Consider the following 25,133-nt stretch of genomic DNA (forward strand, 5'->3'; position numbering starts at 1 on the left):
AGGAAACTACAGGGGAGAGTCGAAATGAGACTGATCAGCGCGCGCCAGGCTTGGCACGACGCCTTCTACGAGAGTCGGAGCTCAGTGCTGGCGGTGGCGGCCGACAAGGCCGCGCTGGGCAAGAAGGGCCGGGTGGCCAACGAGACGCACCCCGACTGCAAGGACACCAATGGGCGTAGCGCCCACATGCTGGCCGCCGGCCTGGTGCAGGCTGCCATCCGCTCGCTGCCGAAGCCGCTGCAGCACTTCGGCCACACGCTGTACTCGCCGCTGGCCACCGGTGACGACGTGGCGATCGCTCACGGCCTGGTCTGGATCGGCGCCGGCCTCGGCCAACTGACTCAGCGCCAGGGCGAGCGGGCTTACTGGATGGCGCTGGCGGCGATCAACTCGCACAAGCGCGCCGTCAATGGCCGCGACACACTGCGCCCGGGCGAGGTCTGCCTCTTCATCGAGGAGCGCCTCGGCTGCCGGATCGACCCCGGCAACTGGGCGCGGGACTACGCCAGTACCTGGGAGCGCCTGGCGCGCCACATCGACAAGCTCGACGCCCAGGCGCTGAGGCCGGTCGCCGAGGTAGTGGCGAAGCAGAGCGGGTTCCGGAAGGGCTCTGGATGGCGCTGGCAGCAGGTCGACCGGGATGCGGTGGCGGTGCAGCGCGCCGAGGCCTACGCCGAGCGCCGGGAGCATCACCAGCAGCGCCTGGCGGAGCGTCTGCGCGGGATGTCGGACCAGGAGTTGGCGCGGTGGGCGGCGAGGATGAAGCGGTACGGGGAGGCATACCGGGAGGAGTGGGGCGAGGACATCCTGGAGTGCCCCAGTGTCCATCAGCGCTACCACGACCGCGTGGCGGCCTACTGGGCCCAGCGGGAGCGCCTGAAACGGGTCGCTTGACGATTTGAAGAGCATTTGGGTATCGTTTTGCCATTGTGCACAGTTGCACCCGCACGACCCAACAAGCAAAAACCCCGGCCATCGAGCCGGGGTTTTTCGTTTCAGCGCGTGGCGCTTCGGGGGCCTGACGTTGTTTCCAGCCAGAAGCTGAAGTAGCCGCGTGACTGGATCGCGTTCACCGCTTCCTCCACGTTCCACATCGCGTACCTGGCGCCGACTTCGAAATCGTCGACAGTGTCCTCGATCCTGCAGGGTGGTTCCTGCAGCCATTCGTACTGACGGGGGAGAGCCTTCGGGTCAGCGTCTCCCCCGATAACCAGCACACGACCTCGCTCCGTATTGGCGATGTACCGGAGCTTGACCATCTGGTTGCCGTAATAGGTGCGGACGCTGAGCTTCGTGTCTAGGGCGGCAAGGGCCTGTTCAAGCGCTTCCATCTTGGTGTTGTGCAGGAAGTCCACCAGGCGGTCACCCTGGGTCTGGGCGATGCCCAGGAGCTTGCACAGGTCGGACTTGCGCATTCCGCGCTTCATCATCTCGTTCCACAGCGCGATCTTTGCCACGGTGACGGCCGGAAGATGGACGACGTGCTCGCCTTCCTCCGGCGCAGTTGCTTCCGGGATCGGCTTGCGCGCATCAACGTAGAGCGACAGGGTCGTCTCGATGGCGTCCAGCGCCTCGCGGATTGCGTGTTCGCGGTCATCGCCGAAGCTGTTCAGCTCCGGCAAGTCTCGGCAAAAAACGGCGACGCCAGGCGCGCTGTCGTCCTGTTCGAATCGAATTGCATAGTCGTACATGGTCACTCCTTCGGGGTGATCGTTCAGCGAGCAGGCGAGGGGGCTCGTTAGAGCCCCAGTTGCTTGATGATCGCCTTGCGGGTCGTCTGAATTCGCTGAACTTCATCACCTCGTCTCTGTTGTTTGGATGGGTTCATCATACAACAAATTTGTGGTGATACAACAGAAAAGTGGTATTTATTCTTGCGGGCGGCGCTCGGCGCTGCGGGGAGTGCGGACCCTTGAAAAGCCCTGCCCGCACCTACTCACAGACCCCGCCTCACGCGGGGTTTTTCATTTCCGCCCCGCCGAGGGGATCCGAGACCATGAAAATGCCCGACAAAGACCCCATCACGTGGGCTGCGCTGCTTGCGTGGCTGTCTGCGCACTATCCGCAGTTGTACGCCGCCGGCCTGTCCTTTGTGGTCGCGCTGACCCGGGTGATCTATGGCGGTGGAACGCGGCGCCAGGCGCTGCTCGAGGCAACGCTCTGCACCTTGATTACCTTGGGCCTGATTCCGGTCCTTGAGTGGTTCGGCCTGCCACAGAACATGGCTACCGCTGCTGGGGTGTTCACCGGCTTCCTAGGGGTGAAGAAGATCGCCGAGTTCGCTGATCGGATCGCCGACTGGAAGTTTCCGCGTCGGGGGGCTGGCGAATGAAGATCACCGCAGATCAACTCGACCGCGCTACCGGCTGCGGTGCTTCTACTGCCGGCCTCTGGGTCGACCACATCAACGGCTCCATGGCTCGGTTTGAGATCAACACGGCTGAGCGGGTGGCGATGTTCCTGGCCCAAGTCGGGCACGAATGCCAGAGCCTCAAGCGCGTGGTCGAGAACCTGAATTACTCCGCCGAGGGCCTGCTCGCGACCTGGCCGAAGCGGTTCACGCCGGCAGAGGCGAAGCAGTACGCCCGCCAGCCCGAGCACATCGCGAACCGCGTCTACGCAAACCGGATGGGCAACGGGTCGCCGGATACGGGCGATGGGTATCGATACCGTGGCCGCGGCCTGATCATGATCACCGGCCGCGACAACTACACCGAAGCTGCACGTGCCCTGGCGCTGCCACTGGTAGCGCAACCGGAACTGCTGGAGCAACGGACCTGGGCAGCAATCGCCGCGGGGTGGTGGTGGAAGTCGCGGGGTTTAAACGACCTGGCTGACCAAGGCCGATTCGAGCGGATCACTCTGAAGATCAACGGCGGCTACAACGGTGCTGAGGATCGAGTGGCGCGTCTCGAATGGGCGCGCGCAGCGCTGGCGGGTGTGTGATGAGGTGGGTTCCATGGTTGATCGTCGCGCTCGTTGCGATGGGGATGATGTGGCGGATGGACCGCCTGAGCCTGCAAGTGACCGCAGAGCGGGAACGTGCTGACGTCGCGGCGCAGGAGCGTGACCGCAACCAGCAACTGATTGACCTGCAGGCGGGCGTCCTCGCTGAACAGCAACGCCAACTCGGCCGCGTCGCCGAGATCGAACGGCAAACCCGCCAGCTTGGCCAAGCCCTGGAGGTCCAGGGCGCGCGCCATGCTGCGGCGTTACGGGAGTTGAAAGAGAATGACCAGGCTGTTCGCAACTGGCTGCGTGCTGGCATCCCTGCTGGCCTTGGCCGGATGTACGCCCGCCCCGAAACCACTGATCCCAGCGCCTACCGCGCAGCAGGCCAAGTGCCCGCTGACGCCGTGTCGGCTCCCCGGCCGTCCGCCGCTAGCGAACGGTGAAGATGCAACCGCGGCGATCGATGCTGTTGAGGCTGCGTTGACAGCGTGCGCGGTCCAAGTCCTGGACTGCATGGAGCGTCAGCGAGTGGATGAGCGATGAGAGGCAGTATCTCCGCCCGAGATCTCGATGATGCGGTGGCGTCTCTACGGGGCCTCGGTGGCGACCTGCCGAACAAAGTGTTGGCCGACGCCTTGAACCACACCGCGAACCAGGCGAATCAGGCCCTGGTCGGGGAAATCGACCAGGTCTTCGACCGGCCGACACCGTTCACCCGTAACGCCATCCGCATCCTGCATGCCACCTCACGCCGGCTTGAGGCGGCCTTGTGGGTGAAGGACGAAAAGGACCATGCCTCGAAGGGGCAGTCGCCGGAGGACTGGGTAGCTCCCCAGGTCTTCGGAGGGCCGAGGGTGGACAAGGCGTCGGAGCGGAACCTCCGGGCCCGGGGCATCCTGCCGGCGGGCATGTTCGTGGTTCCAGCGGAGGGCGCCCGGCTGGACCAGTACGGCAACATGAGCCGCGGCCAGATGATCCAGATCCTTTCCGGCCTGGGCGCCCTGGAATACCGAGCGGGGTTCAAAGGAAACGCCACCCAGTCGGCGCGTTCCTTGGCGAGGGGACACCAACTCGCGTACTTCGTGATGCACCGTGGCCGCCGACCGATTGGCATCGCCGAGCGCCGTGGACGGACGTTGACCATGGTCCTCGCCTTCGTCCGCCAGCCTCAGTACCGCGTGCGCTTCCAATTTCACGAAGTCGTTCGGCGTGTTGCCGAGGACGACGCGCGCCTAGAGGCGAACATCGAGCGGGCCCTGGCGAAAGCGTTGCGCTGAACCGTTGGCGGGTGGCTTGGCCGGGCGGAGCGGGGTTAGTTCAACCCGGGCCGGCGGTGGCCACTTGCAGGTGGGGTGTCGCGAAAAGCGGGGCAGTGACGTGCTACTCGTAAAGCACCGGGGGCCCCTGAAGCGTGGCCCTTGGAGAGGGTAATTCGAACCCCGCTTTTCCACTATGTATGGCCCAAATTCTGAGGTTGGTTGTTGTGTTGTTATGAGCAAACCAGATATCACTCGGCAGCCTCACTGGCTCAACAAAAGCCGGATGGCGACGAGCCTCGGTATAAGCACGCAAGCCTTTGATAAATGGGGCGTCGAGCCGGTTGCAAGGATTGGCCGAGAGGCCTTCTATGACGTCCGCTCGGTACTGGAAAACCGCCTCGACTTCGCGGAGCGGAAACACCAACCAGACGGTGATGTTCCGGAAGGCATCGACCCGCTGGCAGAACATAAGCTGACGCAGGAGCGTCTGCGCCTCACTTCGGCCCAGGCCGACGCCCAGGAGAAGAAGAACCTGGTCGCCGACAAGCATCTGGTGCCTACCGAATTTGCGGTCTTCGCCCTGGGCAAGATCGCTGCCCAGATTGGTTCAATTCTCGACACGGTGCCCTTGAAGTTGCGCCGCAAGCACCCGGACCTCGACGTGCGACACGTCGAGGCGCTGCAGCGAGAGATCGCTCTGGCGCGCAACCGCGCTTCCGAGTTGGGCGATCTACTCCCGGGTATGCTGGATGAATATGTCGAGTCCTTGGCTGAATGACCTGCAGAAGCAAGTTCGCCTCGGCCTTGAGTCCCTATTCCGCGAACCACCGCTGACTGCGGTGGAGTGGGCGGACAAGCATTTCTATTTGTCGTCCGAGTCCTCTTACCAGGAAGGAAAGTGGGAAACCGCAGCGTTCCAGGTTGGAATCCTGAACGCGATGGGCAACGACCTGATCCGCGTGGTGAACCTGATCAAGTCTGCACGGGTCGGCTACACCAAGATGCTGATGGCGAACATCGGCTACAAGCTCCAGCACAAAAAGCGCAACGTGCTGAGCTACTGCCCGACGGACCCTGACGCCGAAGAGCTGATGAAGCGGCACGTTGAGTCGTTCATCCGCGATGTTCCGGTCTTACTCGCCCTCGCGCCGTGGTATGGGAAGAAGCACCGGGACAACACCCTCGCCGCGAAGAAGTTCAGCCACCAGAAGATGCTCTGGTGCCTGGGCGGTAAGGCCGCGCGAAACTACCGCGAGAAGTCGCCCGACGAGGTCATCTACGACGAGCTGTCGAAATTCGACGCCGACATTGAGGGCGAGGGCTCGCCAACCTTTCTCGGCGACAAGCGCCTGGAGGGGGCCACCTTCAAGAAGTCGATCCGCGGTTCCACACCGGGGACGGTGGGCGAGTGCCAGATCACAAAGGCTGCTGAAGAGTCGCCGCATTTCATGCGCTTTCACATCCGCTGCCCGCATTGCCACGGAGAACAGTTCCTGAAGTGGGGCGGCAAGGACTGCTCGTTCGGCATCAAATACGAGACCAACGCGCTGGGTGAGGCGGAGAAGGCCTGGTACACCTGCGAGCACAACGGCTGCGTGATCGAGTATCACGAGGCGGTAGAGGCTGCGAACGATGGCCGCTGGATTTGTGAGCGGACCGGCCTCTGGACGCACGATTCCATGGATTGGTTCAAGGCCGACGGCGAGCCAGCCCGTACGCCTCGCTCTGTCACTTTCCACATCTGGACCGCGTACAGCGTCTTCACCACCTGGCTCGACATGGTCGGCGACTGGCTGAACGTGAAGGGCGACCGCGAAAAGCTGATCACCTTCGTCAACACCACCTTGGGCGAAACCTGGGAGGGTGACCAGGGCGAAAAGCTAGAGTGGGAGAACCTCTATGGTCGGCGCGAGATTTGGCAGCACCTGCCCGCGCGCGTAGCCGCTCTGACCGGCTTCATCGACACCCAGGACGATCGCTACGAGGCGCGCATCTGGGCCTGGGCGGCGGGCGAGGAAGGTTGGTTGGTCGACCGCTGGATTCTGCAGGGCGACCCGGCTAGCGCCGAGTTGCGCCGGAAGGTCGGGCTCAAGCTCCACCAGCAGTACCAGCGCGAAGACGGTGTGAGCATGCGCGTTGCGCTCTGGGGATGGGACTCCGGCGGTCACTACACCGACGAGGTGTACGAGGAGAGCAAGAAGCACGGCCTGTTGTGGGTCATCCCGACCAAGGGGCACAACGTCTACGGCAAGCCCATTGCAATGTTCCCCAACAACAAGAACAAGGCTGGCGTCTACCTGACGATGATCGGTACGGACAACGCCAAGGAGCTGATCTACAGCCGTCTGAAGCTTCAGCCCGAGCCAGGCAAGGTTCTCCCCGGCGTGATGCATCTGCCAGCCAGCGACGCGATCTGCGATGAGAGCGAACTGAAGCAGCTCACTGCCGAAACCAAGGTGATGAAGATCGAGAAGGGCCAGCGCGTGTATCGCTGGGACGCGAAGGGGCGCCGGAACGAGGCACTGGACTGCGCCGTCGGCGCTCTGGCAATGCTGCGAGTCGCCCAGCAGCGCTTCGGCCTGGTCCTCGATACGCCGCCCACCACTTCCACTGCACCATCGGTCCCGACCACCAAACGCCGCAGCTCCGGCAGCGGCTATCTGAAACAACGTCGATAACCACGCGAGGCGGATATGACCGAAGCGCAGCAACGGTTGGCGGATGTGCGCGCGGCCATCCATGACATTCTCACCAAGGGGCAGACCATCACCAAGGATGGTCGCAAGCTTGAGCGCGCGCAGTTGGCGAGTCTGCGGATGCTGGAAAGCCAGTACGTGGCAGATGCGGGACAGGAGTCGGCGCTCAGTGGTCGGCGCTCCCGGGTGTGTCGGCTGTACCCTGCCGGGAAGGGGGTGTGATGGCCAGGTATCCTCATCTGACCCGGGCGGGCTTCATGCTTCCAGACCGGATTAAGAACAGCTATGACGGTGCCGGTACAGGCCGCCGCGCGCAGAGCTGGGATGCGCCGCCGGGCTCGATCAATACCTTGTCGCTCCCTGCACTGCCACTGCTACGCAAGCGCTCCCGAGCTGCGACGCGCAACGACCCCTACGCGGGTGGTGCGATCGACACACGGGTGAGCAACCTCATTGGTTCCGGCATCGTGCCAATGCCGACGATTCAGGACAAGGCGCTGCGGCGGTTGCTGCTGGAGCTCTGGCTGGACTGGACCGACGAGTCGGATGCCGACGAGCGGACCGACTTCTATGGACAGCAGGCACTGGCGGCGCGAATGGTCGAGGAGAGCGGCGAGTGCTTTATTCGTCTGCGCCCGAGGCGGCCGGAGGACGACCTAGCCGTGCCGTTGCAGTTGCAATTGCTGCCTGCCGAGTTCGTTCCGGTCGAGAAGAACGAGCTGGCACGCAACGGTAATTTGATCCGGGCCGGCATTGAGTTCAACGCCCTGGGCAAGCGGGTGGCGTACTGGATGTATCGGCGTCACCCCGGCGACAGCGCAGTGATGGCGGCGGGCTACAACCAACTGGTGCGGGTGCCGGCCAGCGAGGTACTACACGTCTTCGAGCCGTTGGAGGCAGGACAGTTGCGGGGGGTTCCCCGACTGTCTCGGGTTCTACTGCGGCTGCGCTCGTTGGACAACTTCGACGATGCGGTGCTGTTCCGCCAGGAGGTAGCCAATCTGTTCGCCGGATTCATTACTCGGCCGAGCCCAGGCGACTTGCCTCCCATCGATCCCATCAACGGTGGACCGGTGCGTATGGACGGTGACGGCTTCACGCCGATGGTGGGATTGGAGCCGGGCACCATGCAGGAGTTGCTGCCAGGCGAGCAAGTAGAGTTCTCCAAGCCGCCGGAGGCTGGTAACAACTATCCGGACTTCATGCGGCAGCAACTCCAGGCTGCGGCGATGGGAACTGGAGTGCCCTACGAGCTGTTCACCGGCGATCTGAGGAACGTAAATGACCGGGTGATCAGGGTAGTGCTCAACGAGTTTCGCCGGCGCCTGGAACAGCTTCAGTTCAGCGTCTACATCCACCAGCTTTGTCGACCGGTGAGGGCGGCGTGGATGGACATGGCGTACTTATCCGGTGCCTTGGATCTACCCGACTACGCACGCCGACGGCGCGAGTATTTGCGCACTCGCTGGGTGCCCCAGGGGTGGGACTACATCCACCCAGTGCAGGACGTGCAGGGCAAGGTTCTAGAGATCCAGGCGGGGTTGGCCTCGCGTAGCGAGGTAGTGCTGCGCAAGGGCTATGACGCGGAAACCATCGACGAAGAAAACGCGGCAGACCAGACACGTGCCCACGTGCTTGGTCTCAACTACACAACGGCTCCGGGGTCGCCGGATCCCGCCGATGAGGAAACACCATGACCGAACAATCAGCGCTTCGTGCGCAGGCGCTTGCACTCGGCCTGCACATTTTCAACAAGATCCCGGATGTACCGGCGCCCCAGGACGAGACCTGGTACCGCATTAAGGCTGCAGCCGAGGGTGAGCCGGACCAGGCCATCGAGGTCTACATCTACGGTGAGATTGGTACTTGGGGGATCACGGCCAACCAGTTTATCCAGGACCTGAAGGCCGTCGACGATGGTTCTTCGCCAGTGCTGGTGGCTTTCAACTCCATTGGTGGCGACCTATTCGACGGACTGGCGATCCACAACGTGCTCAACCGCCTGGGCGAGCGCTGTACCGCCCGCATCGATGCACTGGCGGCGAGTGCGGCAAGCGTGGCGGCCTGCGGCGCGCATCGGTTGGAGATGGCTTCCAATTCCATGCTGATGATCCACAACCCCTGGACCTGGGCCGGCGGCGATGCCGACGATCTGCGCAAGGTGGCCGAGGTGCTGGACCAGACGCTGGAAGCCATCGTCGCCTCCTACAAGCGCAAGGCGCCCGAGATCGACGATGGTGAGCTCCGGCAGATGATCAAGGACGAGACCTGGCTGACGGCGAGTGAAGCCACGACGCTTGGTTTCTGCGACGAGGTGCTGGACGGGGTGGCTGTGAAGGCGGTGGTGGGCGATGGCGGTGCGTTGCGCAAATACCGCAATACTCCCCAGACGCTGCTTGCTCAACTCGATAAGCCGCCGCTGAGCGATACACCTGCACCGACAGAGGACCCTGTTCTTGAACCTGATCCCGAACCCCCTGTAACCCAGCCCACTGCCGCCGCCCTGGCAGCACGGATTATCCGTAGCTGCTCGGAGGCCGGTATCCGTAACCTCGTGGAGGCTCTGACCTTGGCAGGAAACCTGAAAGACGAGGCGAGCATTGATGCAGCGGTCACCCGGGCCAAGGCGGTCCGCGATCTGTGCGTCAGTGCGCGCCTGCCGGAACTTGCCGCCGACTATGTGAAAGCTGGCCTCGAACCAGACGCCGTACGCGCCAGGCTGTTCGACAAGCTGGCTGGCAACGGCTTCGGCGAAATCATCAACACCCCGCCGCTCGAGGATGATCCGACGCCCCCCAGCAAGGCCAGGGCTGCGACGCCGTCGAAGGTGTACGCCGCGCGTCGGGCTGCCCAAACCGCTAAACCCAAGGCTTCGAAAGGAGAAGCATGATGACCAAAACCGAAGGCTTTCACGCCGGTGAGTTCCTCCTCTCGGAGGGGGCCGGTTCCATTTCCCGCGAACAGGTGACCCTGGCCGCTACCGCGAAGGCCCTGCCAGCCGGCCAGGTGCTGGGTATCGTCACGGCGTCGGGCCAATACGCGCCCTACGACGATGCGGCCACAGATGGCACCGAGGTGGCGGTGGCGATCCTGTATGCGCCCAAGCCGGCCTCGCCCGATCCTCAGGCGGTGACCGTGATTGCTCGTCTGGCCGAGGTGATCGATGTGGCGCTGACGGGTTTGAACGACGCTGCCCGTGGCGACCTCAAGGCCCGCAACCTCATTGTCCGCACCGGTACGCCGTACTGACCGGCCCCTTTGAGTCCTCCCGAAGCCCCGCACCCGCGGGGCTTTTCATTTTCTATGGAGTAAACAATGGCTGACATCAACGTCTTCGAAGACGAGGCGTTCAGCGTCTCGTCCCTCACCGCTGCGATCAACGAAGCCCCCGAGGTGCCTGGCCGTCTGGCGGCTCTGGGACTCTTCGAGGAAGAGGGCAGCACCACCATCACCCAGCAGATCGAGAAGGACGGAGACACCCTACACTTGGTGCCGGCCGCCGATCGCGGCGCGCCGGGCCTGGTGGTCACTGGCAGCAAGCGCGTGCTGATTCCGTTCAACAATGTGCACTTGCCACAGACCTTCACCATCCTGGCCGACGAGATCCAAGGCATTCGCGCCTTTGGCGAGCAAACCGAATTGCAGGCTGTGCAGGACGTGGTGAACAAGCGCCTGGGCAAGATGCGTCGCCAGCTCGACGCCACTCACGAGCACCAGCGGATGGGCGCGGTGCTCGGTACCATCCTCGATGCCGACGGCAGCACTGTATTGCTCGACCTCTACGACCGCTTCGGTATCAGTGCTCAGGTCGTTCAGATGGAGCTAGGTAGCGCGACCACCAAGGTACGCCTGAAGGCCGGCGAAGCACTGGACGCGCAGGAGGATGCCCTGGGCAACATCCCCAGCAGCGGCTCGCGCGCGCTTTGTGGGAAGAACTTCTGGAATGCGCTGATCACCCACAAGTCGGTGGAGGAGACCTACCTCAACACCATGCAGGCCTCCCAACTGCGCGGTGATGCACGCGAGGAGTTTGAGTTTGGCGGCGTGATCTGGGAGCGCTACCGCGGCAAGGTGGGCGGTCGCTCCTTCATCCCAGATGATGAGGCACGGCTTGTGCCTATCGGAGTGCCGGAGCTGTTCCTGAGCATCTTCGCGCCGGCCAACTACATGGAGACCGTCAACACCCTGGGCCTGCCGTATTACGCCAAGCAGGAGGTCATGCCGTTCAACAAGGGCGTGGCTGGCGAAGCGCAGTCGAACCCTCTGCATATTTGCACCCGCCCTCGCGCAGTCATCAAGTTGGTGAAGTAGTGGCTGGCTTTGTCCAATTGGTCGCCGACATGGACGAGATCATCGCCGACGTCCTCGGCGATGGTGAGTTTGGCTACCTGGACCGCTCTGGCCGGCAGGTCGGCAATGCTGCGGTGATCGTTGAGGAAGGTGTTGAGCGCATGGAGGCCGGCGCCCTGGATCGGTACCGGACCATTGCGTGCCGCAAGGCAGTGTTGCAGCCCCTTGATCGAAAGGGGGCGTTCCTCGATTCCGATGGCCAGGTCTGGCGCATCGACGGCATCCATGCCGACGACGGCGACTGGATCACTTTCTACGTGGTGCCCGAATGAGCGACGTGATCGATGTACAGACCGCGGTCATCGGCCAACTGCTGGACCTGCTGGCCGTGGTACCGGCGTTCGGCGACGCCGTCCGTGAGGACTGGGTGGCCGGGGTGCTCGATGCCGAGGACAGCGACGAGCCCGAACGGCTGATCATCCTGCAGGAAGGGGACACCGTGGAACGAGACCGGTCGCCGGGCAGTGTCGTGGAGGAGTGGACCGTGAACATCGTCCCGATGGCGCGCGGCAGGGACGCTGTCCAGGCGTTGCGCGAGGCGCGCCTGGCGATCAAGCGGGTGCTCAAGGGCCACAAGGCCGGGCTGACGGTGCCCGGCCTGGTGCGTGTCGATTTTCCGGCATCCGCTGTGCGCCTGCCCGAGCCCGGCCGGCGCTGGGCCTATCGAGCCATCCCTCTGCAGGTCAGCTACTCGCAGCAGTTGTAACCCATCCACCAGGCCGCCTCCGGGCGGCCTCTACATTTCCGGAGGGCTCCATGCCCGAGATCATCGTTACCAGGCCGTTCAACTACCGCGAGGGGCTCGACGCGACCCACTACCCGGCGTCGAAGGGCGCCATCAGCGTTACCGCCGCCGTAGCTGCCCATGCCCTGGGCAAGGGCTACGCCACCGAGGCCAAGGCCAAGGCGCCGATTCCGGCAGCCACCGCCGAGCCGACCGGCGGCGACCAGAAGTAACCCACCCGAACCCATCAGGAGAGCCCCATGCTCCAGACCATCGACCGCTCGTTCATCGGCGAGGGCATCATCCATGCCCGCCTGTACGGATCGCAGGAACCGTTCCTGCCGCTCGGCAACTGCGACACCTTCAACATCAGCTTCGCCACCGACCGCAAGACGCTGCCCAACTACATGGGAGGCGGCGGCAACAGCAACGTCCGCGAGCGCGTCACCGACGTGACGTCCTCCATCGGAATGTTCGACCTGACCGCCGAGAATGTCGCCCTGGTGACGCGCTCCACCATCCAGGTGGCGCCTACCGCCGCGATCACCGACGAGGCGCATACTTCTCAGGGGGTTGCGCTGGAGTTGATCCCGTTCAAGTACCTGCCGGACCTGACCAAGCCCGTGACGGTGAAGACCGCGGGGGACGTCGAGGTGGCCCCGGGCACCGACTACCTGCTGGTACCCCACGGCATCCAGGTGCTGAGCGGCGGCAAGATCGATGCAACCGGCATCAAGGTCAGCTACACACCGCGCCCGAGCCGGGCGGTGCATATGCTCAACGGCTCGCAGAAGGAGCTGGAGCTGTACATCGCTGGCCTGAACGACGCGCAGTCGGGCGAGCCGTTCGCGCTGCGTCCTCGCCGCGTCAAGTTCGGCCTCCTGCAGGAACTGGCGGTGCTGGGCCAGGAGTACGCCAAACTCACCGGCCCGGCGGAACTGCTCGCAGATTCGCGCGTGACCGCGACCGACATTTCCAAGTTCTGCCAGATGGATCTGGCAGGATAAGAATGGAAATAAAAAGTTACTTTTAGAGAGGTAATATAAAATCTCTCCAATATTGCGAATATAAATAGGGCGCCCAGGTATTGCTGTTATTTGGTGTTAACCCCCATATTTCTGGTAGGGGTGTCTTATTTATAATTGGCTAGGTTTAGTTCTGCGAGCCTGGAAACGGCTCGGTGGCCCTGCCTGTCGAGTGTAGGGCTCATAACTATTCGCTATGCAAGGAGCATCGCAAATGGGTACTTATTTGTTCCAATATGCACAAGATAAGGATTATGTGCTGGGTGTTTCCGATGAGCAGTCCGGCGCCAAAGTCGTACTGCGGAAAGCGCAAGGCACGCCATATCGCTTCATCCTTTGGGATGTCGATCAGGACACAGGGGTGATCACCCTGAACTCGAGCGGCGGCCAGTTGGCGATTGACCCGCAGGGTGGGAAGGTTTCGCCACAGAATATCCTGACGCTGGCTGTCGTGAATTCGAGTTCGAAGAGCCAACGCTTCGATATGGTGACGAAACCGCTCTACATCTTGAGCGTCCCCGAACCGGGGCTCTGTATCGACAACCAGAATCGTGTAACTAAAGACGGCAACCCGATCTGGCTCTACGAGTTCAACGGTTCGCAGGCTCAGCAATGGATCCCGCAGCGACTCTCGTTCGCGAAGGCTGACTTCTAAAAAATTAGCCTTTATAGAGCCTCCAGTATTTCCATGCTGGAGGCTCTTTTAAATGGTTTGTAAGTAAGTTCTTGGTTTCTCTGTTGGGACGAAGTTGTGTCATTCAGAGACTTTTAGTGGGGCGTAATTTTTTGTGGCTCAAGAGAGTTAGCTAGTAATAGCCAGTTCTGATCTTAACCCGCCATATGGCGGGTTTTTTATTGTCCGGAGATTCTTATGGCGAGCCCAATGCAGCGCCTGATCCAGTTCGTTCTTCGCGGCCGGGACGAACTCTCGCCCGCCGCCCAGCAGTCGACCGAGGCGCTGGAAGGGCTGCGCACCACGGCGGCGAACCTGAACCGGCAGTTGGACGATGCGAAGGGTGCCCGCGGTCTGGTGACCACGCTCGGAACTACCGAGCGCGCCATTGCGCAGACGCAGACGTCGGTGCAGCGGGTGGACCGTACCATTGCGGACCTGCGCGAGGCGTTGGACCGCAACCCTGGGAGCCGGGGCCTGGCCGTGTCCCTGCAGATCGCGGAGCGGGACGCAGCGGGTCTGCGTCGGACCCTTGACCAACTGACCGCTCGGCACGCTGAGCAACAACGTGCGGCGCGGGCGGCGGGCGTGGATACCGGGCAGCTTGCCAACGAGGAGCGGCGGCTGGCGTCGGTGGTCGACAACACCCGCGAGAGCATCGCGCAGAACAGCCGCGAGATCCGCGAGCTGGAACGCGCGCAGATGCGAGCGGCGCGGGAGGCGGCTGGCCACACCTCGCGCGTGACGGCGCTGCGCGAGGCCATGTCGTCCGGCGTTCGCCAGGCAGCCGCTTACGCCGCAGCCTTCGTCGGCATCCAGGCGGCGCTGAACCTGGTGCGCAGAGGAATCGGCCTGGTGCGTGATGGCATCGTCTCGATGCTGACCACCGGCGACCAGTTCGAGAACCTGCAGAACCGGCTTACGTCGCTGATGGGCTCGGTTGCCGAGGGGGAGCGGGCAACCGCCTGGATCAAGACCTTTGCCAAGGACACGCCGCTTCAGTTGGGCGACGTCACCGACGCCTTCGCGCTGCTGAAGGCCTACGGCCTGGACCCGATGGATGGGTCGCTGAAAGCGATCGAGGACCAGTCGGAGAAGCTGGGCGGCGGCATGGAGCGCCTGGAGGGCATCACGACGGCAGTCGGCCAGGCCTGGGCGAAGCAGAAGCTGCAGACCGAGGAGATCCTGCAACTGGTCGAGCGTGGAGTGCCGGTGTGGGACATGCTGGCCAAGGTCACCGGCAAGAATGCCGCGCAGCTGCAGGATCTGGCGAGCAAGGGCAAGCTTGGCCGGGACGTCATCAAGGCGCTGGTCGACGAAATGGGGCGCAGCTCCGAAGGGGCCGCTGCGAAGGCCATGAGCACCCTGACCGGTCTGGTCAGCAACCTCGGCGACACTGCGGCCGACTTTCTCAACCGCATTGCCAACGCTGGCGCGCTGGACCACGTCAAGAACAAGCTGAAGGAACTGGGCGATACCATCGCGCAGATGGACCAGGACGGGCGCCTCGACACGCTGGCCAAGGGGTTGTCGGATGCCTTCGTCCAGGGCTCGGAATGGGTCGAGCGTTTCATCAAGCGCCTGGCCGACGTCGATTTCGGCACCCTGATCGACAAGACCTCGGCCTGGCTTAGCAGCTTCAGCACCCAGCTGGACGACATGGCCTCGCGGGTGCAACTGTTCATCGCGCCGTTCCGGACGTTGTTCAACGGTGTCACCTCGGGCATCAGCGCTATCGCTCTGGCCTGGACCGGCACCCTGTCGCTGATGGTCGCCGGCATCGAGAAGGTGGCGGAGAAGATATCGGCGGCGCTGGGTGGAGAGCGCATCCGCAGTTCCGTCGCCGGCGTCCACGACCTGCTCAGCAGCATGAGCGAGGGTTTTCGCCAGCAGATCCAGCAGGACGCGCAGGATATCGCGGATGCCTGGGACACCAGCACCACGGCCATCGCCTCCGCCGCACAGCAGCAGAGCCAGGCGATCACCGACACCTTCACCGACCTGAAGGCGGGTGCGAAGAGCGCGGCCGCCGAGTCGGTGCAGGCGGTGACCAGCCTGCAGAATGCCCTGGACCAGATCAGCGCGGCCAAGACCACCGAGCAACTGACCGCCCTGCAGGGGGAAATGCTCAAGGCCTACCAGGCCGGCACGCTGAGCCAGCAGGAGTATGCGAACGGCGCCGGTGTCCTCAACGCGAAGCTGACCGAACTGAAGTCGACCGCCAGCGGCGCCGCCCTGGGGGTGTCTGACCTCAGTACCGGCCTGGAGAACTTGAAGCAGGTCCAGGACGCGATCAGCAGCGCGAAGACCACGGTCGATATCCAGAACATCCGGACGGCGCTGGGCCGGCTGTACAACGACGGCACGATCAGCGCGCGGGAGTTCAACCAGGAACAGACCAAGCTGTCCGCCAAGATCAAGGAACTGAAGGCGGCCGGCGAGGAGGGCGCCAAGGGTATGCAGGCGGTCGCGGAGTCCTCGGACAAGGCGGCCAAATCGCTCTCGGACCAGCGCAAGGCCATTGGCGAATCGATGGAGGCGACCCGCAAGGGAGTAGCGTCGACGAAGGACGACATGGGCGCCTTCGAAGGGTTCTTCGGTGGGGTGTTGAGCACCGCGCGGCAGGGCGTGGCGCAGTTGAGCCAGGAAGCGCTGAACGCCTTCGATGCGATGCGTGGGATCTCCACCGTCGATCTCAGCATCGACACCAGCAGCCTGGACGCCACTTCGCGCTCCCTGGCCAAGGTCAGTGAGCAACTGGCCCGGATCAAGGCCGAGTCGGGCGTGGGCATGAGCGGTTTCGGGCGCTGGGCGATGGATACCCAGCGGGCCAGCCTGGAGATCCAGGCGGCGTACCTGGAGCAGAAGCGCAGCTTGCAGAGCCTGATGGACGACTACGAGCGCGGGATCATGAAGCTGGGCGACTTCGTGTCGGCGGCCAAGGGCGCTCGAAATGGCCTCAGCCTGCTGAACGATTCGGACATGCGGCAACTGGAGAGCGCAATCGAGGCGGCCAATCAGAAGATCCAGCAACTCAAGGAAGGCTCGAAGTCGACGCTGGTCAGCCTGCGCGAGGAACTGGCGGGGCTGCGCGGCGAGCAGGAGGCCGTGGATCGCAGCCGGTTCAACAGCCGCCGCGCCGAGTTGCAGCAGCAACTGGCCGAGGCCCAGGGCAGCGGCGACATGAACGCGGTGCAGAACCTGATGACGGCGCTGGCCACCCTGCAGCAGATCCAGGCCGAGACGGATGCCAAGCGGCAGCGAGAGGAGCAGCAGAAGCGGGTGGACGAGCAGAGCGCCGCCAAGGCCGCGGCGGCGCCGCCTGCCTCGTCGCCGGTGTCGAGTCCTCCGCCCCGGGTCGTTCGTTTCGAGACGCCGCGGGGAGCCGTTGACGTGGCGGTGGCCAGCGAACAGGACGAAACCAACCTGCTCGGCGTGCTCGAGCAGGCCAGCATGAGGACCGGCCGATGAGGCTCGATGCGGTGGAACTGGGCGACCAGTTCGAGTGGGTGGACGAGTTCACCTGGGATGCGGTGGCACAAGAGCAGGAACGCTCCCTGACCGGCGCGCTGTTGGTGCAGGAAGGCACCAAGCTGCATGGACGCCCGATCACACTGCGTTCCGGGGGAGGGGTATGGACGCCGCTGTGGGTCGTGCGGCAGTTGGAGGTGCTGCGCGACCAGCGCCTGCGGGTCATGCCGCTGGTGCTGCCAGACGGCCGCGAGTTCTCGGTGATCTTCAACCGCGCCGAAGGGGCGCCGCTGGAAGCCGAACCGCTGTTCCGCGAGGTCAACCCCGGTCCGGACGCCGACTACCTGGTGACGTTGCGGCTGCTTACCGTAGCGCCGCCCTCGGCACCGCCCACCCCCGACCCTTGATCCCACACCCCGCCTCGGCGGGGTTTTCTTTTCTGGCTGGAGTGTTCCATGACGATCACCGTCGATGATGTAAAGCTGCTGAAATCCCAGCGCCTCACCGATGAGGACGACGGCGGCGGCCGTGCCACCGGGCAGGCCGTGGTGGATCGCGAGATCAACAACCTGTTTCCCGATATCTCGCGCCTGGACCGGACCATCGGCCGGATCAACCTGCGCAAGGCCTTCGCCGGCATCAGCTCGAACAGCGCCGAGCCGTACCTGGGCGCTCATGCCATCGTCACGCGGGCGCCGGCCGATCCGCGTGTCTCGGTGCTGCTGTTCAACACCGGCAGCCAGACCGATGAGCGCCGCGACGCGCGCAACGCCATCGAGTCCTTCGTGGTGCCGGCCGTGTCTGCCTCGTTCGAACTGCTGGGCAACCAGTTGCAGGGCCAGCGCGCCATCGCTTGCGTGCAGCGCGAAGAACAGCGGCTGCCCGAGATTGGCGAGGTCTATCAGTTGGTGTTCGAGTCGCGCTCGCAGTATGTCCGCATCACCGACGTCGAGGCGCGGCTGGAACAGTTCGCCCACGACTACGGCAACGGCAACTTCGTGAACTTCACCCGGCGCCGGCTGGACCTGTCGATCAGCGCGCCACTGGGCGCGACCTTCCCCGGCGGCCAGGTGACTCCAGGCGGTACCACCAGCCCGAAAAGCCAGGTGCTCAGCACCCAGGTCGCCGATGCCGCGCGGTACTACGGCATCAGCCCTCTGGCCGAGGCTGTCAGCCGCGGCGCGCTGAGCCTGCGGGTCAAGTCGGTCTATTCCCAGCTGGTGCCCAGCACCACCCGGGAGAACGCGCTGGTCGACCAACTGGCCGGCTACCAGCGGCGCCTGTTCGCTGCGGCCGGGCCGGCGCGGACGGTCAACCTGAATGTCGCGAACATAGGCAGCGGCAGGTCGCGGACGTTCCTCGGCACCGGCTGCGCGCCGGGTTCGCTGTCGCTGAGCGCCGGCGGCGGTGTGTTCGCCGACGACCGCAAGGGAGGCCTGCGCTACATCAGCGGTTCGAACTGGATTGCCAGCGGTACCGTCGACTACGAGAGCGGCGCAATCGAGATGGCGGCCTCCGGCAGCGGCTGGAGCGGGACAGCGAGCGCCACCTACCAGCCTGCCGCGGCGGCGACGGGCGAAGCGGTGACCGGGGAGATCCCTATCGAACTGGGCAACCGCGGCTTCGTCTACACCCTGTCGCTGTCCGAAGCGCCGCCCCAGCCGGGCACCCTGGTGGTCTCGTTCCTCGCCCTGGGCAAATGGCAGGAGATCCGCGACCAGGGCAACGGCGAATTGGCCGGGGAAGGCACCGGCACGGTGGACTTCGCGACCGGCTCGGTATCCATCACCCTGAGCGCGCTGCCGGACGTGGGGAGTTCGCTGATCTACGCCTACGTCGGGCAGAACGATGCGGCGCTGACCCAGCGCACCGGCACCAGCGTGCAGGCGCGCGCGCGGATCAACCGGACGTTGCCGCACCAGGGGCTGTTGCCCGGCTCCTACAAGGCGACGTTCAAGGTCGGCGGGGTAGAGCGCACCGTGCTCGATAGCGGCAACGGCTCGCTCAGCGGTACCGGTGGCAGCGGCCAGATCAACTATGCCGACGGCAAGGTCAGCATGGAATTGAGCGCCACCCCGGATGCCGGGAGTGGGATCGTGCATACCTACCAGCAGGGCAGCGTGACCGACAGCCCGCTGGCGGTGACCTCCGACAGCACCGGCATGTGCATCGGCACTCTCCCCGGGGCGCCGCTCAAGGCGGGCAGCGTGCGCCTATCGTGGATCACCAAGCGTCGCCAGGCGGCACCGACCCTCGGTGCTGACATGGGCACCGGGGCGCTGCCGATCTTCGAATCGGAGATCACCGTGGACAACTCGGTGACCGACGACGCCGCCGGCGGCTGGGCCGGGCGCGCCGGGACGATCAACTACGAGACCGGCGAATTCAGCCTGAAGGTGGCCGGCAACTACGTGTTCAAGGAGTACACCTACTACACCGACACGGTCGACAACTTCGGTATGAAGAAGCTGCGCCTGGTGGCCACCGATACCACGTTGCTGGAGGGGTTCGGCGGCACGCTGAGCGTGCGCGCGCAGAGTCGCGGCGTCGAGTACGGCGAGCAGACCGATTCGCAGACCGTCGCTCCGGTGACCCTGGACCTGTTGCCTGGTGTGGCCGAGCCGATCCTGCCGGGCTCGCTGGTGTTCACCTGGGCCGGCGAGGTCTACGTCGACCGCTCCGGTGTGCTCTACAAGAACATCAACAGCAGCACCAACGCCGGCATCGCCGTCGGCTCGGTGGACTACGCCGGCCGTACCGCGACGCTGAATACCTATGGCTCGGGGGCGGCGCCGACGGTCACGCTGCTGGCCTGCCTGACCACCAACGCCGGCTTCAGCGTCACCAGCATGACCTTCCGCACGCCGGGGGCGCCGCTGCGTTCTGCGAGCCTGCAGGTGACGGCGGTTCGCCTGGATACCGCGCAGATCGTGACCACCACGGCGGACGCGAACGGTAAGCTCAATGGCGCGGTGATCAAGGGTAGCGTCGATATCGTGACCGGCATCGTCCGGCTGCGCTTCACCAGCAATCTGGAGGACACCACTGGGGCCAGCGATATCCCGGTGATTCCGCTGCTGCTGCGCTACAACGCGGTCGTCTTCACCTCGCTGCCGCTGGACGCAACCCTGCTGGGCCTGGACCCGGTGCGACTGCCGGCGGACGGGCGGGTGCCAGTGTTCCGCGAGGGCGACGTGATGGTGGTTGCCCATACCGCCGAGACCACGGTGCCGAGTCCTCAAGCTGGCGGCGTGCTGCAGCTCGGCCGCGACCAGCAGGCCGAGATCAAGGTGGTGGACGCCAACGCGGTGGAACTGGCCTCGGCGGGCTACAGCGTCGACCTGGAACGCGGCCGGGTGACATGGGCCAACCCGCTGGTCCTGCAGGATGCCGAGGGCAACCCGCTGACCCTGCCGCTAGTGGTGCGTGACCGGGTTGAGCACATGACCCTCTGCACCGAGGTCCAAGTGAACGGCGAGCTGGGAATCTCCTCGCCGCTGCCCTGGGATCTGCCGGCGGGCGAAACGCTGGCGTCCAGTGCGCTGAGCTGGGGCGACCTGCAGGCGCGGCTGCACCACTGGTTCACCCAGCGGACCTGGGATATCGGCTCGCCGAACTGGACCGACGAGCCCAAGGGCGATGGGACCACCGCCAACTACAACAGCCTCGCCTATCCACCGCTGATCGCCAACCGCGGTGCGATCGATGCGAAGTGGGCGCTGGTGTTCAACTCCTCGACCAGTTTCAGCGTGGTGGAGGAGAAGCTGGGGGTCATCGCCAACGGCACTACCACCACCGACACGGCGCCGATCAACCCGGAGACGAACACGCCGTACTTCACCATCCGCAAGGAAGGCTGGGGCAGTGGCTGGGCGGCCGGCAACGCGGTGCGCTTCAACACCGACTCGTGCCTGGGGCCGATGTGGATCGTGCGGACGGTGCTGAGTGGCAAGGGCACCGTCGAGGACGATGAATTCCACCTGCAGATCAGAGGAGACGCGGACTGATGACCGCTCGACAGTACAGCTATCGGGACGCCGGCGCACCGCCGGCGCTCTTCCCGTCGGCGGTGACGCCGTTCCAGAAGTTCAAGAGCTACCTGCGCGCGGCGCTGGTCGATGGCTACGGCAACAAGCCACCGGCAGGGTGGACCGTCGTAAGCGAGTTCGACACCGCCATCACCCTGGCCCCGGCGTCCAACTGCGCGCAGGTGACGTTCTACAGGCACTTAACCGGTAGCGGCAGCGTCAACGACTACATCGCAGTCTATGTGCATGAGGGCATGCTGGATATCAGCACTCCGCTCCCAAAGGGCGTCAATACGCGGTCACGTACCTGGTCGGCGGACACCAATCCCACCAGCAATGACGCTCATGTCATCTACCTGGGGTACATGTACTGGAACCATGCGACGTACTGGCAGATCTGTGCGGACGCCGAGACGTTCATCTTCTGCGTCCTCCAATCCACCGGTTACGAAAACACGAGCGAGGCGTACCAGCTCGGCCTCTACGTCGGGCAGTACGAGAGCTTCAGCGGCGCCTCCGGCGTTCAGGGGTTTATTGCCGTCGGCGGTGCCCAGGGTTACCAGAACACAACGGGGTACAGCCGAAACTGGTCCTTCGGGAGTGGCTTCAGTTCGCTGCGTGACCAGCGCTCGGGAGAGATCATCCAGGGTGGCGGTCCCAGCGTGGGAGCGCTGATGGACCAGATGCAGTATCAGAGCACCTACTACGACCGGACGGAGGGAGAGAATCCACCCTATTGGCGGATGCAGCAGCCCTATGTGACGAATGGCGCGAACTACGTCGGCCGCCTGAAGGGTGTGTGTTTCGACCCGATCCTGGGCCATTACCGCCACGGACATCTGCTGGAGCGGCTGGGGTTGTCCCTGGGCGCAACGGCGGTGGCGGAGGCAGTCCAGATGGATGGCAAGACCTACCATGTGCATATGGACCGCTGGGGGCTCTGGTTCCTGTCTGTGGATCCGGCGTGGTGGCCAGCATGAGCGCGCTGATGCAGCAGGTGGTGCCGCCGGTCCAGGCCCGGCCCGATACCTGGCTGCAGCGGTTCGGCATTGGGCCGAAGACCCTTCGCCCGCCGGTGGCAGTCGCCTGGTCGGGGGCCGGGCAGGCGATCTACCAGAACCTCGCCGTGAAGGTCACCCGCGAAGGGGAGGAGACTCCGGCGCGCAAGATCGCCACGCTGTATCGCGGGACGGTGGTCACCGCGACCGCGATGACGGCGACCTTCCAGGTCTACGAGGGCGAGACGGTGCAGCGCTTCGAGGCATCGGGCCTGCGCGGACAGTTCGTAATACAGGTCACCGACGAAGGTGACCCGCGCCTGGGGATCATTCGCTGGCCGGTCCTCGATGCCGATACGCGCCTGCTGTCCTATGACCTGACCGAAGGCTCGGGCGGTCGAGATCCGACCGACCCGGCGAAGGTGCGAGCGGTCGTCACGGTCGACGGCGGTGCGGCCTCGCGCCAGGTTGTGGTCATCGAGCGCAAGCTCGATGGCGAATGGCGGGTGGCCGGCGTGGGGCAGACGGCCGAGTCCGGGCGCGCCGAGATCGCTCTGGAGGTGACGGCCGGCGGGACCACTTACGCGATGGGGCTGGATGACTGGGGCGCGGTGTTCGAGCCGCGTCTCGCAGTCAGCCTGGGCCAGCGCGTGCGTCCGACGATCTTCTCTGGCTGGCTCTACGAGGTGACCGAGGCCGGGGTGTTGCCGGTGGCTGAGCCGGAGTGGTGGCCGATCGAGGGCGACAACCCCAGCCGCCAGGTCGGCACGGCCCGTCTGCAGGCGACGCGTTACTACCGCCCGCTCAGCCACGGGCCCTTTCCTGTCGAGGCTCTATGATCAATGCGAGTTTCGGCGCCCCCTGGCAGAGGGCGGCGCCGCTTTCCGTGCGCGCCGTCCCGCTGCGCTGGCAGCGCCTGGTGCTTGCCGATGCGTGTAGCGCCGGGCTGTGGGGCTCCGGCCGGCCCCTGGCACGGCGTTGCGCCAGTGGCTGGTCCGGTGTACCGGTGCGTGATGCGGGCTGGGGGAGTGGCTGGGAGCACGCCGAGCAGCGCAACGCGGCAGCCCGCAGCGCTTGGGACAGTACCCGGGTGCTGGACGTGGAGAGAGAGCTAGGCTGGGATCGGACGCTGCGCCCGCGTGATCGGCGCCTGTCGCTGATCTACAACCCGCGCCCGTCGCCCAAGGACGCCGGCCGTCCACCCGGCTGGCGGCGCTCGGCCGAGTTCGACCGCTTCCGCGATGCGCTCTCGGAGAGGCGTGCCAGTCTCTACATCCCGACCGGCCTGCTCGACTTCAATTTCGGCCCGACCCGCTACACCCCGGCGAACACGCCCGACGTGTTTTTCGATTTCCGCTACGTGGCGCCGGTCCGTGGTATCCGGCCGGTGGACGCCGGGGCGCGCAGCAGCTACGGCAGTCCGACCCGCTTCGATGCGTTGCGGCGGATTCCCTGGGCATGGGGGCGGCCGACCGATCCGGTGCCGACGGGCATTGTCTACCCCGACTATCCGGGGCCGGTGGTACCGATAGATCCACCCACCGAGCCCGAGATACTGGAGACCTACATGATAGGAAACACGGTCACCCTGGTGGTGCTGCCGAGTCGCACGCCGCTGGATGCGACCAGCATTCGCATCGGCCTGGATATCGACTCGTTCGCCTGGTCGTTCTCGGCTGACCTGTTCGGTCGTACCTCGCTGGACCTGGCGGCGCCGGATGCCAACGGGCCGAAGACGGTAGAGCTGGAGATCAACGGCTGGACCTGGCGGTTTCTGGTCGAGCGTTACAGCGGCAGCGGCAAGCATCCGAGCGAGCGCTACACCATCAGCGGCGCGAGCCGCACCCAACTGCTGGACGCGCCCTATGCGCCGAAGCGCAGCGCGGTGAACACGGCGCCGCTGAACGCACGTCAGGTTGTCGACGACCAGTTGCAGTACACCGGCTTTTCAGTGTCCTGGGACGTCGAGAACATGGGGCCGCCGGACTGGACGCTGCCGGCCGGCGCCTTCAGCTACCAGGACCAGACGCCGATGCAGGTCATCGTCAAGCTGGCCGAGGTCGCCGGCGGCATCGTGCGGCCGGGCCTGATGGACGACTCGATGACGATCCTGCCGCGGTATCGTGAGGCGACCTGGTACTGGGACACCGCGATTCCCGACCGGATCATCCCGGCCGCCATCGTCGCCGAGTGGGGCAGCGAGTGGAGTCCCCAGCCGGCATGGAATTTCGTCTACGTCAGCGGTACCAGCTACGGCGTCAGCGTGCAGGTGCGGCGCGCCGGTACCGCCGGCGAGGAGTCGGCGCCCGACGTCATGGAGGACTGGATGACCGGCACCGAGGTGGCGCGCTCGCGCGGGATCTGCGAGTTGTCTAAGGGAGGCAACCAGGCGATCGAGACGCGCCGTATCCCGCTGTTCCAGAAGGATGATGGGGTACCGGGCCTGGTGCAGCCGGGCATGTTGGTCGAGGTGAGGGACGAACAGGCGACCTGGCGCGGGCTCTGCCTGGCTACCGATATCTCGGCCGAGGGGGTAGGGGCTAGCCGCGTGTGGCAGACCCTGCGAATCGAGCGCCACTATCCGGGAGGTTCCTGATGGCGACGGTCAACCCCTGGCGTCGGTTCATCGGGCTCTTACCGGGCGGCGCGCGCACGGTGGGGGAGGTGATCGACGTCGACGAGGGCGCCGGCACCTGCCGCGTCCGCCTGCGAAACAACGTCGTGATCGCGGCCCGGGGTACGGCGGTGCCGGCCGGGCAGATGGCGTTCATCAGCGATGGCATGGTGACCGGGCCGGCGCCGCAGCTCCCCCAGTTCGATATCGAGGTTTGAAGCCTCCGGGGGAAGGCCCGGATGGTTACGCCCTGGTAGCCTCTCGGATTTTTAAGACAGAGGAAGAAATGAAGAGGGGCGTTGGTGTCATGCCCTGTCTCGGGTGTGATCCAACATGGCCTTTG

At 64.7% G+C, this 25,133-nt stretch carries 25 protein-coding genes; 24 read left to right on the forward strand and 1 reads right to left on the reverse strand.

What is annotated here, in order from left to right; translation table 11 throughout:
• Window positions 1-24: 24 nt before the first annotated feature.
• Window positions 25-894 carry a hypothetical protein gene (locus ACI766_RS12490; RefSeq protein WP_015648946.1) on the forward strand — a complete coding sequence of 290 codons (870 nt, stop codon included), beginning with the start codon at window positions 25-27 and terminating at the stop codon, window positions 892-894.
• Between the two features lie 101 nt (window positions 895-995).
• On the opposite strand, the gene ACI766_RS12495 is transcribed toward ACI766_RS12490, so the two are convergent.
• Window positions 996-1,691 (reverse strand): type II toxin-antitoxin system HicB family antitoxin, encoded by a 696-nt coding sequence (locus ACI766_RS12495; RefSeq protein WP_014602828.1) that lies wholly within the window; start codon window positions 1,689-1,691, stop codon window positions 996-998.
• A 305-nt stretch (window positions 1,692-1,996) separates the two neighbouring features.
• Between ACI766_RS12495 and ACI766_RS12500 the strand changes: the two genes are divergently transcribed.
• From ACI766_RS12500 to ACI766_RS12610, 23 genes are all read left to right on the forward strand, one after another.
• Window positions 1,997-2,332: a phage holin, lambda family gene (locus ACI766_RS12500; RefSeq protein ID WP_003119044.1), complete on the forward strand. Its 336-nt coding sequence runs from the start codon at window positions 1,997-1,999 to the stop codon at window positions 2,330-2,332.
• Complete coding sequence (locus tag ACI766_RS12505) at window positions 2,329-2,946, forward strand: glycoside hydrolase family 19 protein (protein WP_014602830.1); 618 nt, start codon at window positions 2,329-2,331, stop codon at window positions 2,944-2,946. The genes ACI766_RS12500 and ACI766_RS12505 overlap by 4 nt, the downstream gene beginning before the upstream one ends.
• Window positions 2,947-3,231: 285 nt before the next feature.
• Entirely contained in the window at window positions 3,232-3,495 is a 264-nt protein-coding gene (gene lysC / locus ACI766_RS12510) for an Rz1-like lysis system protein LysC (protein WP_216567540.1), read from the forward strand.
• Window positions 3,492-4,229: a hypothetical protein gene (locus tag ACI766_RS12515; RefSeq protein ID WP_015648943.1), complete on the forward strand. Its 738-nt coding sequence runs from the start codon at window positions 3,492-3,494 to the stop codon at window positions 4,227-4,229. The genes lysC and ACI766_RS12515 overlap by 4 nt, the downstream gene beginning before the upstream one ends.
• 214 nt (window positions 4,230-4,443) lie before the next feature.
• Window positions 4,444-4,989: a terminase small subunit gene (locus tag ACI766_RS12520; protein WP_031627904.1), complete on the forward strand. Its 546-nt coding sequence runs from the start codon at window positions 4,444-4,446 to the stop codon at window positions 4,987-4,989.
• Window positions 4,961-6,889, forward strand: coding sequence for a phage terminase large subunit family protein (locus ACI766_RS12525; protein WP_014602834.1), 1,929 nt, complete (start codon window positions 4,961-4,963; stop codon window positions 6,887-6,889). Before ACI766_RS12520 ends, ACI766_RS12525 begins: the two co-directional genes overlap by 29 nt.
• 15 nt (window positions 6,890-6,904) lie before the next feature.
• Complete coding sequence (gene gpW, locus ACI766_RS12530) at window positions 6,905-7,129, forward strand: gpW family head-tail joining protein (RefSeq protein WP_015648941.1); 225 nt, start codon at window positions 6,905-6,907, stop codon at window positions 7,127-7,129.
• A complete protein-coding gene (locus ACI766_RS12535) occupies window positions 7,129-8,604 on the forward strand; it encodes a phage portal protein (RefSeq protein WP_412828504.1) in 1,476 nt (491 codons plus the stop codon). The genes gpW and ACI766_RS12535 overlap by 1 nt, the downstream gene beginning before the upstream one ends.
• Window positions 8,601-9,797, forward strand: a complete 1,197-nt coding sequence (locus ACI766_RS12540) for a head maturation protease, ClpP-related (RefSeq protein WP_014602836.1) — start codon at window positions 8,601-8,603, stop codon at window positions 9,795-9,797. The genes ACI766_RS12535 and ACI766_RS12540 overlap by 4 nt, the downstream gene beginning before the upstream one ends.
• On the forward strand, window positions 9,794-10,156 hold the full coding sequence (locus tag ACI766_RS12545; RefSeq protein WP_014602837.1) for a head decoration protein: 363 nt from the start codon (window positions 9,794-9,796) through the stop codon (window positions 10,154-10,156). The genes ACI766_RS12540 and ACI766_RS12545 overlap by 4 nt, the downstream gene beginning before the upstream one ends.
• Before the next feature lie 66 nt (window positions 10,157-10,222).
• Window positions 10,223-11,218: a major capsid protein gene (locus tag ACI766_RS12550; protein ID WP_014602838.1), complete on the forward strand. Its 996-nt coding sequence runs from the start codon at window positions 10,223-10,225 to the stop codon at window positions 11,216-11,218.
• A gap of 29 nt (window positions 11,219-11,247) precedes the next feature.
• Complete coding sequence (locus ACI766_RS12555; protein WP_023125698.1) at window positions 11,248-11,529, forward strand: hypothetical protein; 282 nt, start codon at window positions 11,248-11,250, stop codon at window positions 11,527-11,529.
• The gene (locus tag ACI766_RS12560) at window positions 11,526-11,963 is read left to right on the forward strand and encodes a hypothetical protein (protein WP_019682367.1); all 438 of its coding nucleotides are present in this window, start codon (window positions 11,526-11,528) and stop codon (window positions 11,961-11,963) included. The genes ACI766_RS12555 and ACI766_RS12560 overlap by 4 nt, the downstream gene beginning before the upstream one ends.
• A 50-nt stretch (window positions 11,964-12,013) precedes the next feature.
• Window positions 12,014-12,214, forward strand: a complete 201-nt coding sequence (locus ACI766_RS12565; RefSeq protein WP_019396971.1) for a hypothetical protein — start codon at window positions 12,014-12,016, stop codon at window positions 12,212-12,214.
• 27 nt (window positions 12,215-12,241) lie between these two features.
• A complete protein-coding gene (locus ACI766_RS12570; RefSeq protein WP_019682368.1) occupies window positions 12,242-12,988 on the forward strand; it encodes a hypothetical protein in 747 nt (248 codons plus the stop codon).
• Between the two features lie 232 nt (window positions 12,989-13,220).
• Entirely contained in the window at window positions 13,221-13,661 is a 441-nt protein-coding gene (locus tag ACI766_RS12575; protein ID WP_014602839.1) for an RICIN domain-containing protein, read from the forward strand.
• Between the two features lie 216 nt (window positions 13,662-13,877).
• A complete protein-coding gene (locus ACI766_RS12580) occupies window positions 13,878-17,150 on the forward strand; it encodes a tape measure protein (RefSeq protein WP_412828505.1) in 3,273 nt (1,090 codons plus the stop codon).
• The gene (locus ACI766_RS12585) at window positions 17,147-17,557 is read left to right on the forward strand and encodes a hypothetical protein (protein ID WP_023116958.1); all 411 of its coding nucleotides are present in this window, start codon (window positions 17,147-17,149) and stop codon (window positions 17,555-17,557) included. Before ACI766_RS12580 ends, ACI766_RS12585 begins: the two co-directional genes overlap by 4 nt.
• A gap of 48 nt (window positions 17,558-17,605) precedes the next feature.
• On the forward strand, window positions 17,606-21,157 hold the full coding sequence (locus ACI766_RS12590; RefSeq protein WP_004353048.1) for a hypothetical protein: 3,552 nt from the start codon (window positions 17,606-17,608) through the stop codon (window positions 21,155-21,157).
• Entirely contained in the window at window positions 21,157-22,158 is a 1,002-nt protein-coding gene (locus ACI766_RS12595; RefSeq protein ID WP_016561962.1) for a hypothetical protein, read from the forward strand. The genes ACI766_RS12590 and ACI766_RS12595 overlap by 1 nt, the downstream gene beginning before the upstream one ends.
• The gene (locus ACI766_RS12600; protein WP_023104410.1) at window positions 22,155-23,015 is read left to right on the forward strand and encodes a hypothetical protein; all 861 of its coding nucleotides are present in this window, start codon (window positions 22,155-22,157) and stop codon (window positions 23,013-23,015) included. Before ACI766_RS12595 ends, ACI766_RS12600 begins: the two co-directional genes overlap by 4 nt.
• Window positions 23,012-24,772 (forward strand): hypothetical protein, encoded by a 1,761-nt coding sequence (locus ACI766_RS12605; protein ID WP_019682829.1) that lies wholly within the window; start codon window positions 23,012-23,014, stop codon window positions 24,770-24,772. The genes ACI766_RS12600 and ACI766_RS12605 overlap by 4 nt, the downstream gene beginning before the upstream one ends.
• A complete protein-coding gene (locus ACI766_RS12610) occupies window positions 24,772-25,008 on the forward strand; it encodes a hypothetical protein (RefSeq protein ID WP_019682828.1) in 237 nt (78 codons plus the stop codon). The genes ACI766_RS12605 and ACI766_RS12610 overlap by 1 nt, the downstream gene beginning before the upstream one ends.
• Window positions 25,009-25,133: the final 125 nt, after the last annotated feature.

The sequence above is a fragment of the Pseudomonas sp. DL genome (assembly GCF_047199225.1).
GTDB classification, from domain to species: Bacteria; Pseudomonadota; Gammaproteobacteria; order Pseudomonadales; family Pseudomonadaceae; genus Pseudomonas; species Pseudomonas aeruginosa.

Coding starts and splice junctions, on each gene's coding strand:
- ACI766_RS12600 (WP_023104410.1), top strand. CDS start 22,155: ATGAGCGCGCTGATGCAGCAGGTGGTGCCGCCGGTCCAGGCCCGGCCC.
- ACI766_RS12490 (WP_015648946.1), top strand. CDS start 25: ATGAGACTGATCAGCGCGCGCCAGGCTTGGCACGACGCCTTCTACGAG.
- ACI766_RS12535 (WP_412828504.1), top strand. CDS start 7,129: ATGGCCAGGTATCCTCATCTGACCCGGGCGGGCTTCATGCTTCCAGAC.
- ACI766_RS12575 (WP_014602839.1), top strand. CDS start 13,221: ATGGGTACTTATTTGTTCCAATATGCACAAGATAAGGATTATGTGCTG.
- ACI766_RS12560 (WP_019682367.1), top strand. CDS start 11,526: ATGAGCGACGTGATCGATGTACAGACCGCGGTCATCGGCCAACTGCTG.
- ACI766_RS12495 (WP_014602828.1), bottom strand. CDS start 1,691: ATGTACGACTATGCAATTCGATTCGAACAGGACGACAGCGCGCCTGGC.
- ACI766_RS12500 (WP_003119044.1), top strand. CDS start 1,997: ATGAAAATGCCCGACAAAGACCCCATCACGTGGGCTGCGCTGCTTGCG.
- ACI766_RS12605 (WP_019682829.1), top strand. CDS start 23,012: ATGATCAATGCGAGTTTCGGCGCCCCCTGGCAGAGGGCGGCGCCGCTT.
- ACI766_RS12590 (WP_004353048.1), top strand. CDS start 17,606: ATGACGATCACCGTCGATGATGTAAAGCTGCTGAAATCCCAGCGCCTC.
- gpW (WP_015648941.1), top strand. CDS start 6,905: ATGACCGAAGCGCAGCAACGGTTGGCGGATGTGCGCGCGGCCATCCAT.
- ACI766_RS12525 (WP_014602834.1), top strand. CDS start 4,961: ATGAATATGTCGAGTCCTTGGCTGAATGACCTGCAGAAGCAAGTTCGC.
- ACI766_RS12520 (WP_031627904.1), top strand. CDS start 4,444: ATGAGCAAACCAGATATCACTCGGCAGCCTCACTGGCTCAACAAAAGC.
- ACI766_RS12515 (WP_015648943.1), top strand. CDS start 3,492: ATGAGAGGCAGTATCTCCGCCCGAGATCTCGATGATGCGGTGGCGTCT.
- ACI766_RS12545 (WP_014602837.1), top strand. CDS start 9,794: ATGATGACCAAAACCGAAGGCTTTCACGCCGGTGAGTTCCTCCTCTCG.
- ACI766_RS12610 (WP_019682828.1), top strand. CDS start 24,772: ATGGCGACGGTCAACCCCTGGCGTCGGTTCATCGGGCTCTTACCGGGC.
- ACI766_RS12555 (WP_023125698.1), top strand. CDS start 11,248: ATGGACGAGATCATCGCCGACGTCCTCGGCGATGGTGAGTTTGGCTAC.
- lysC (WP_216567540.1), top strand. CDS start 3,232: ATGACCAGGCTGTTCGCAACTGGCTGCGTGCTGGCATCCCTGCTGGCC.
- ACI766_RS12540 (WP_014602836.1), top strand. CDS start 8,601: ATGACCGAACAATCAGCGCTTCGTGCGCAGGCGCTTGCACTCGGCCTG.
- ACI766_RS12570 (WP_019682368.1), top strand. CDS start 12,242: ATGCTCCAGACCATCGACCGCTCGTTCATCGGCGAGGGCATCATCCAT.
- ACI766_RS12550 (WP_014602838.1), top strand. CDS start 10,223: ATGGCTGACATCAACGTCTTCGAAGACGAGGCGTTCAGCGTCTCGTCC.
- ACI766_RS12580 (WP_412828505.1), top strand. CDS start 13,878: ATGGCGAGCCCAATGCAGCGCCTGATCCAGTTCGTTCTTCGCGGCCGG.
- ACI766_RS12595 (WP_016561962.1), top strand. CDS start 21,157: ATGACCGCTCGACAGTACAGCTATCGGGACGCCGGCGCACCGCCGGCG.
- ACI766_RS12585 (WP_023116958.1), top strand. CDS start 17,147: ATGAGGCTCGATGCGGTGGAACTGGGCGACCAGTTCGAGTGGGTGGAC.
- ACI766_RS12565 (WP_019396971.1), top strand. CDS start 12,014: ATGCCCGAGATCATCGTTACCAGGCCGTTCAACTACCGCGAGGGGCTC.
- ACI766_RS12505 (WP_014602830.1), top strand. CDS start 2,329: ATGAAGATCACCGCAGATCAACTCGACCGCGCTACCGGCTGCGGTGCT.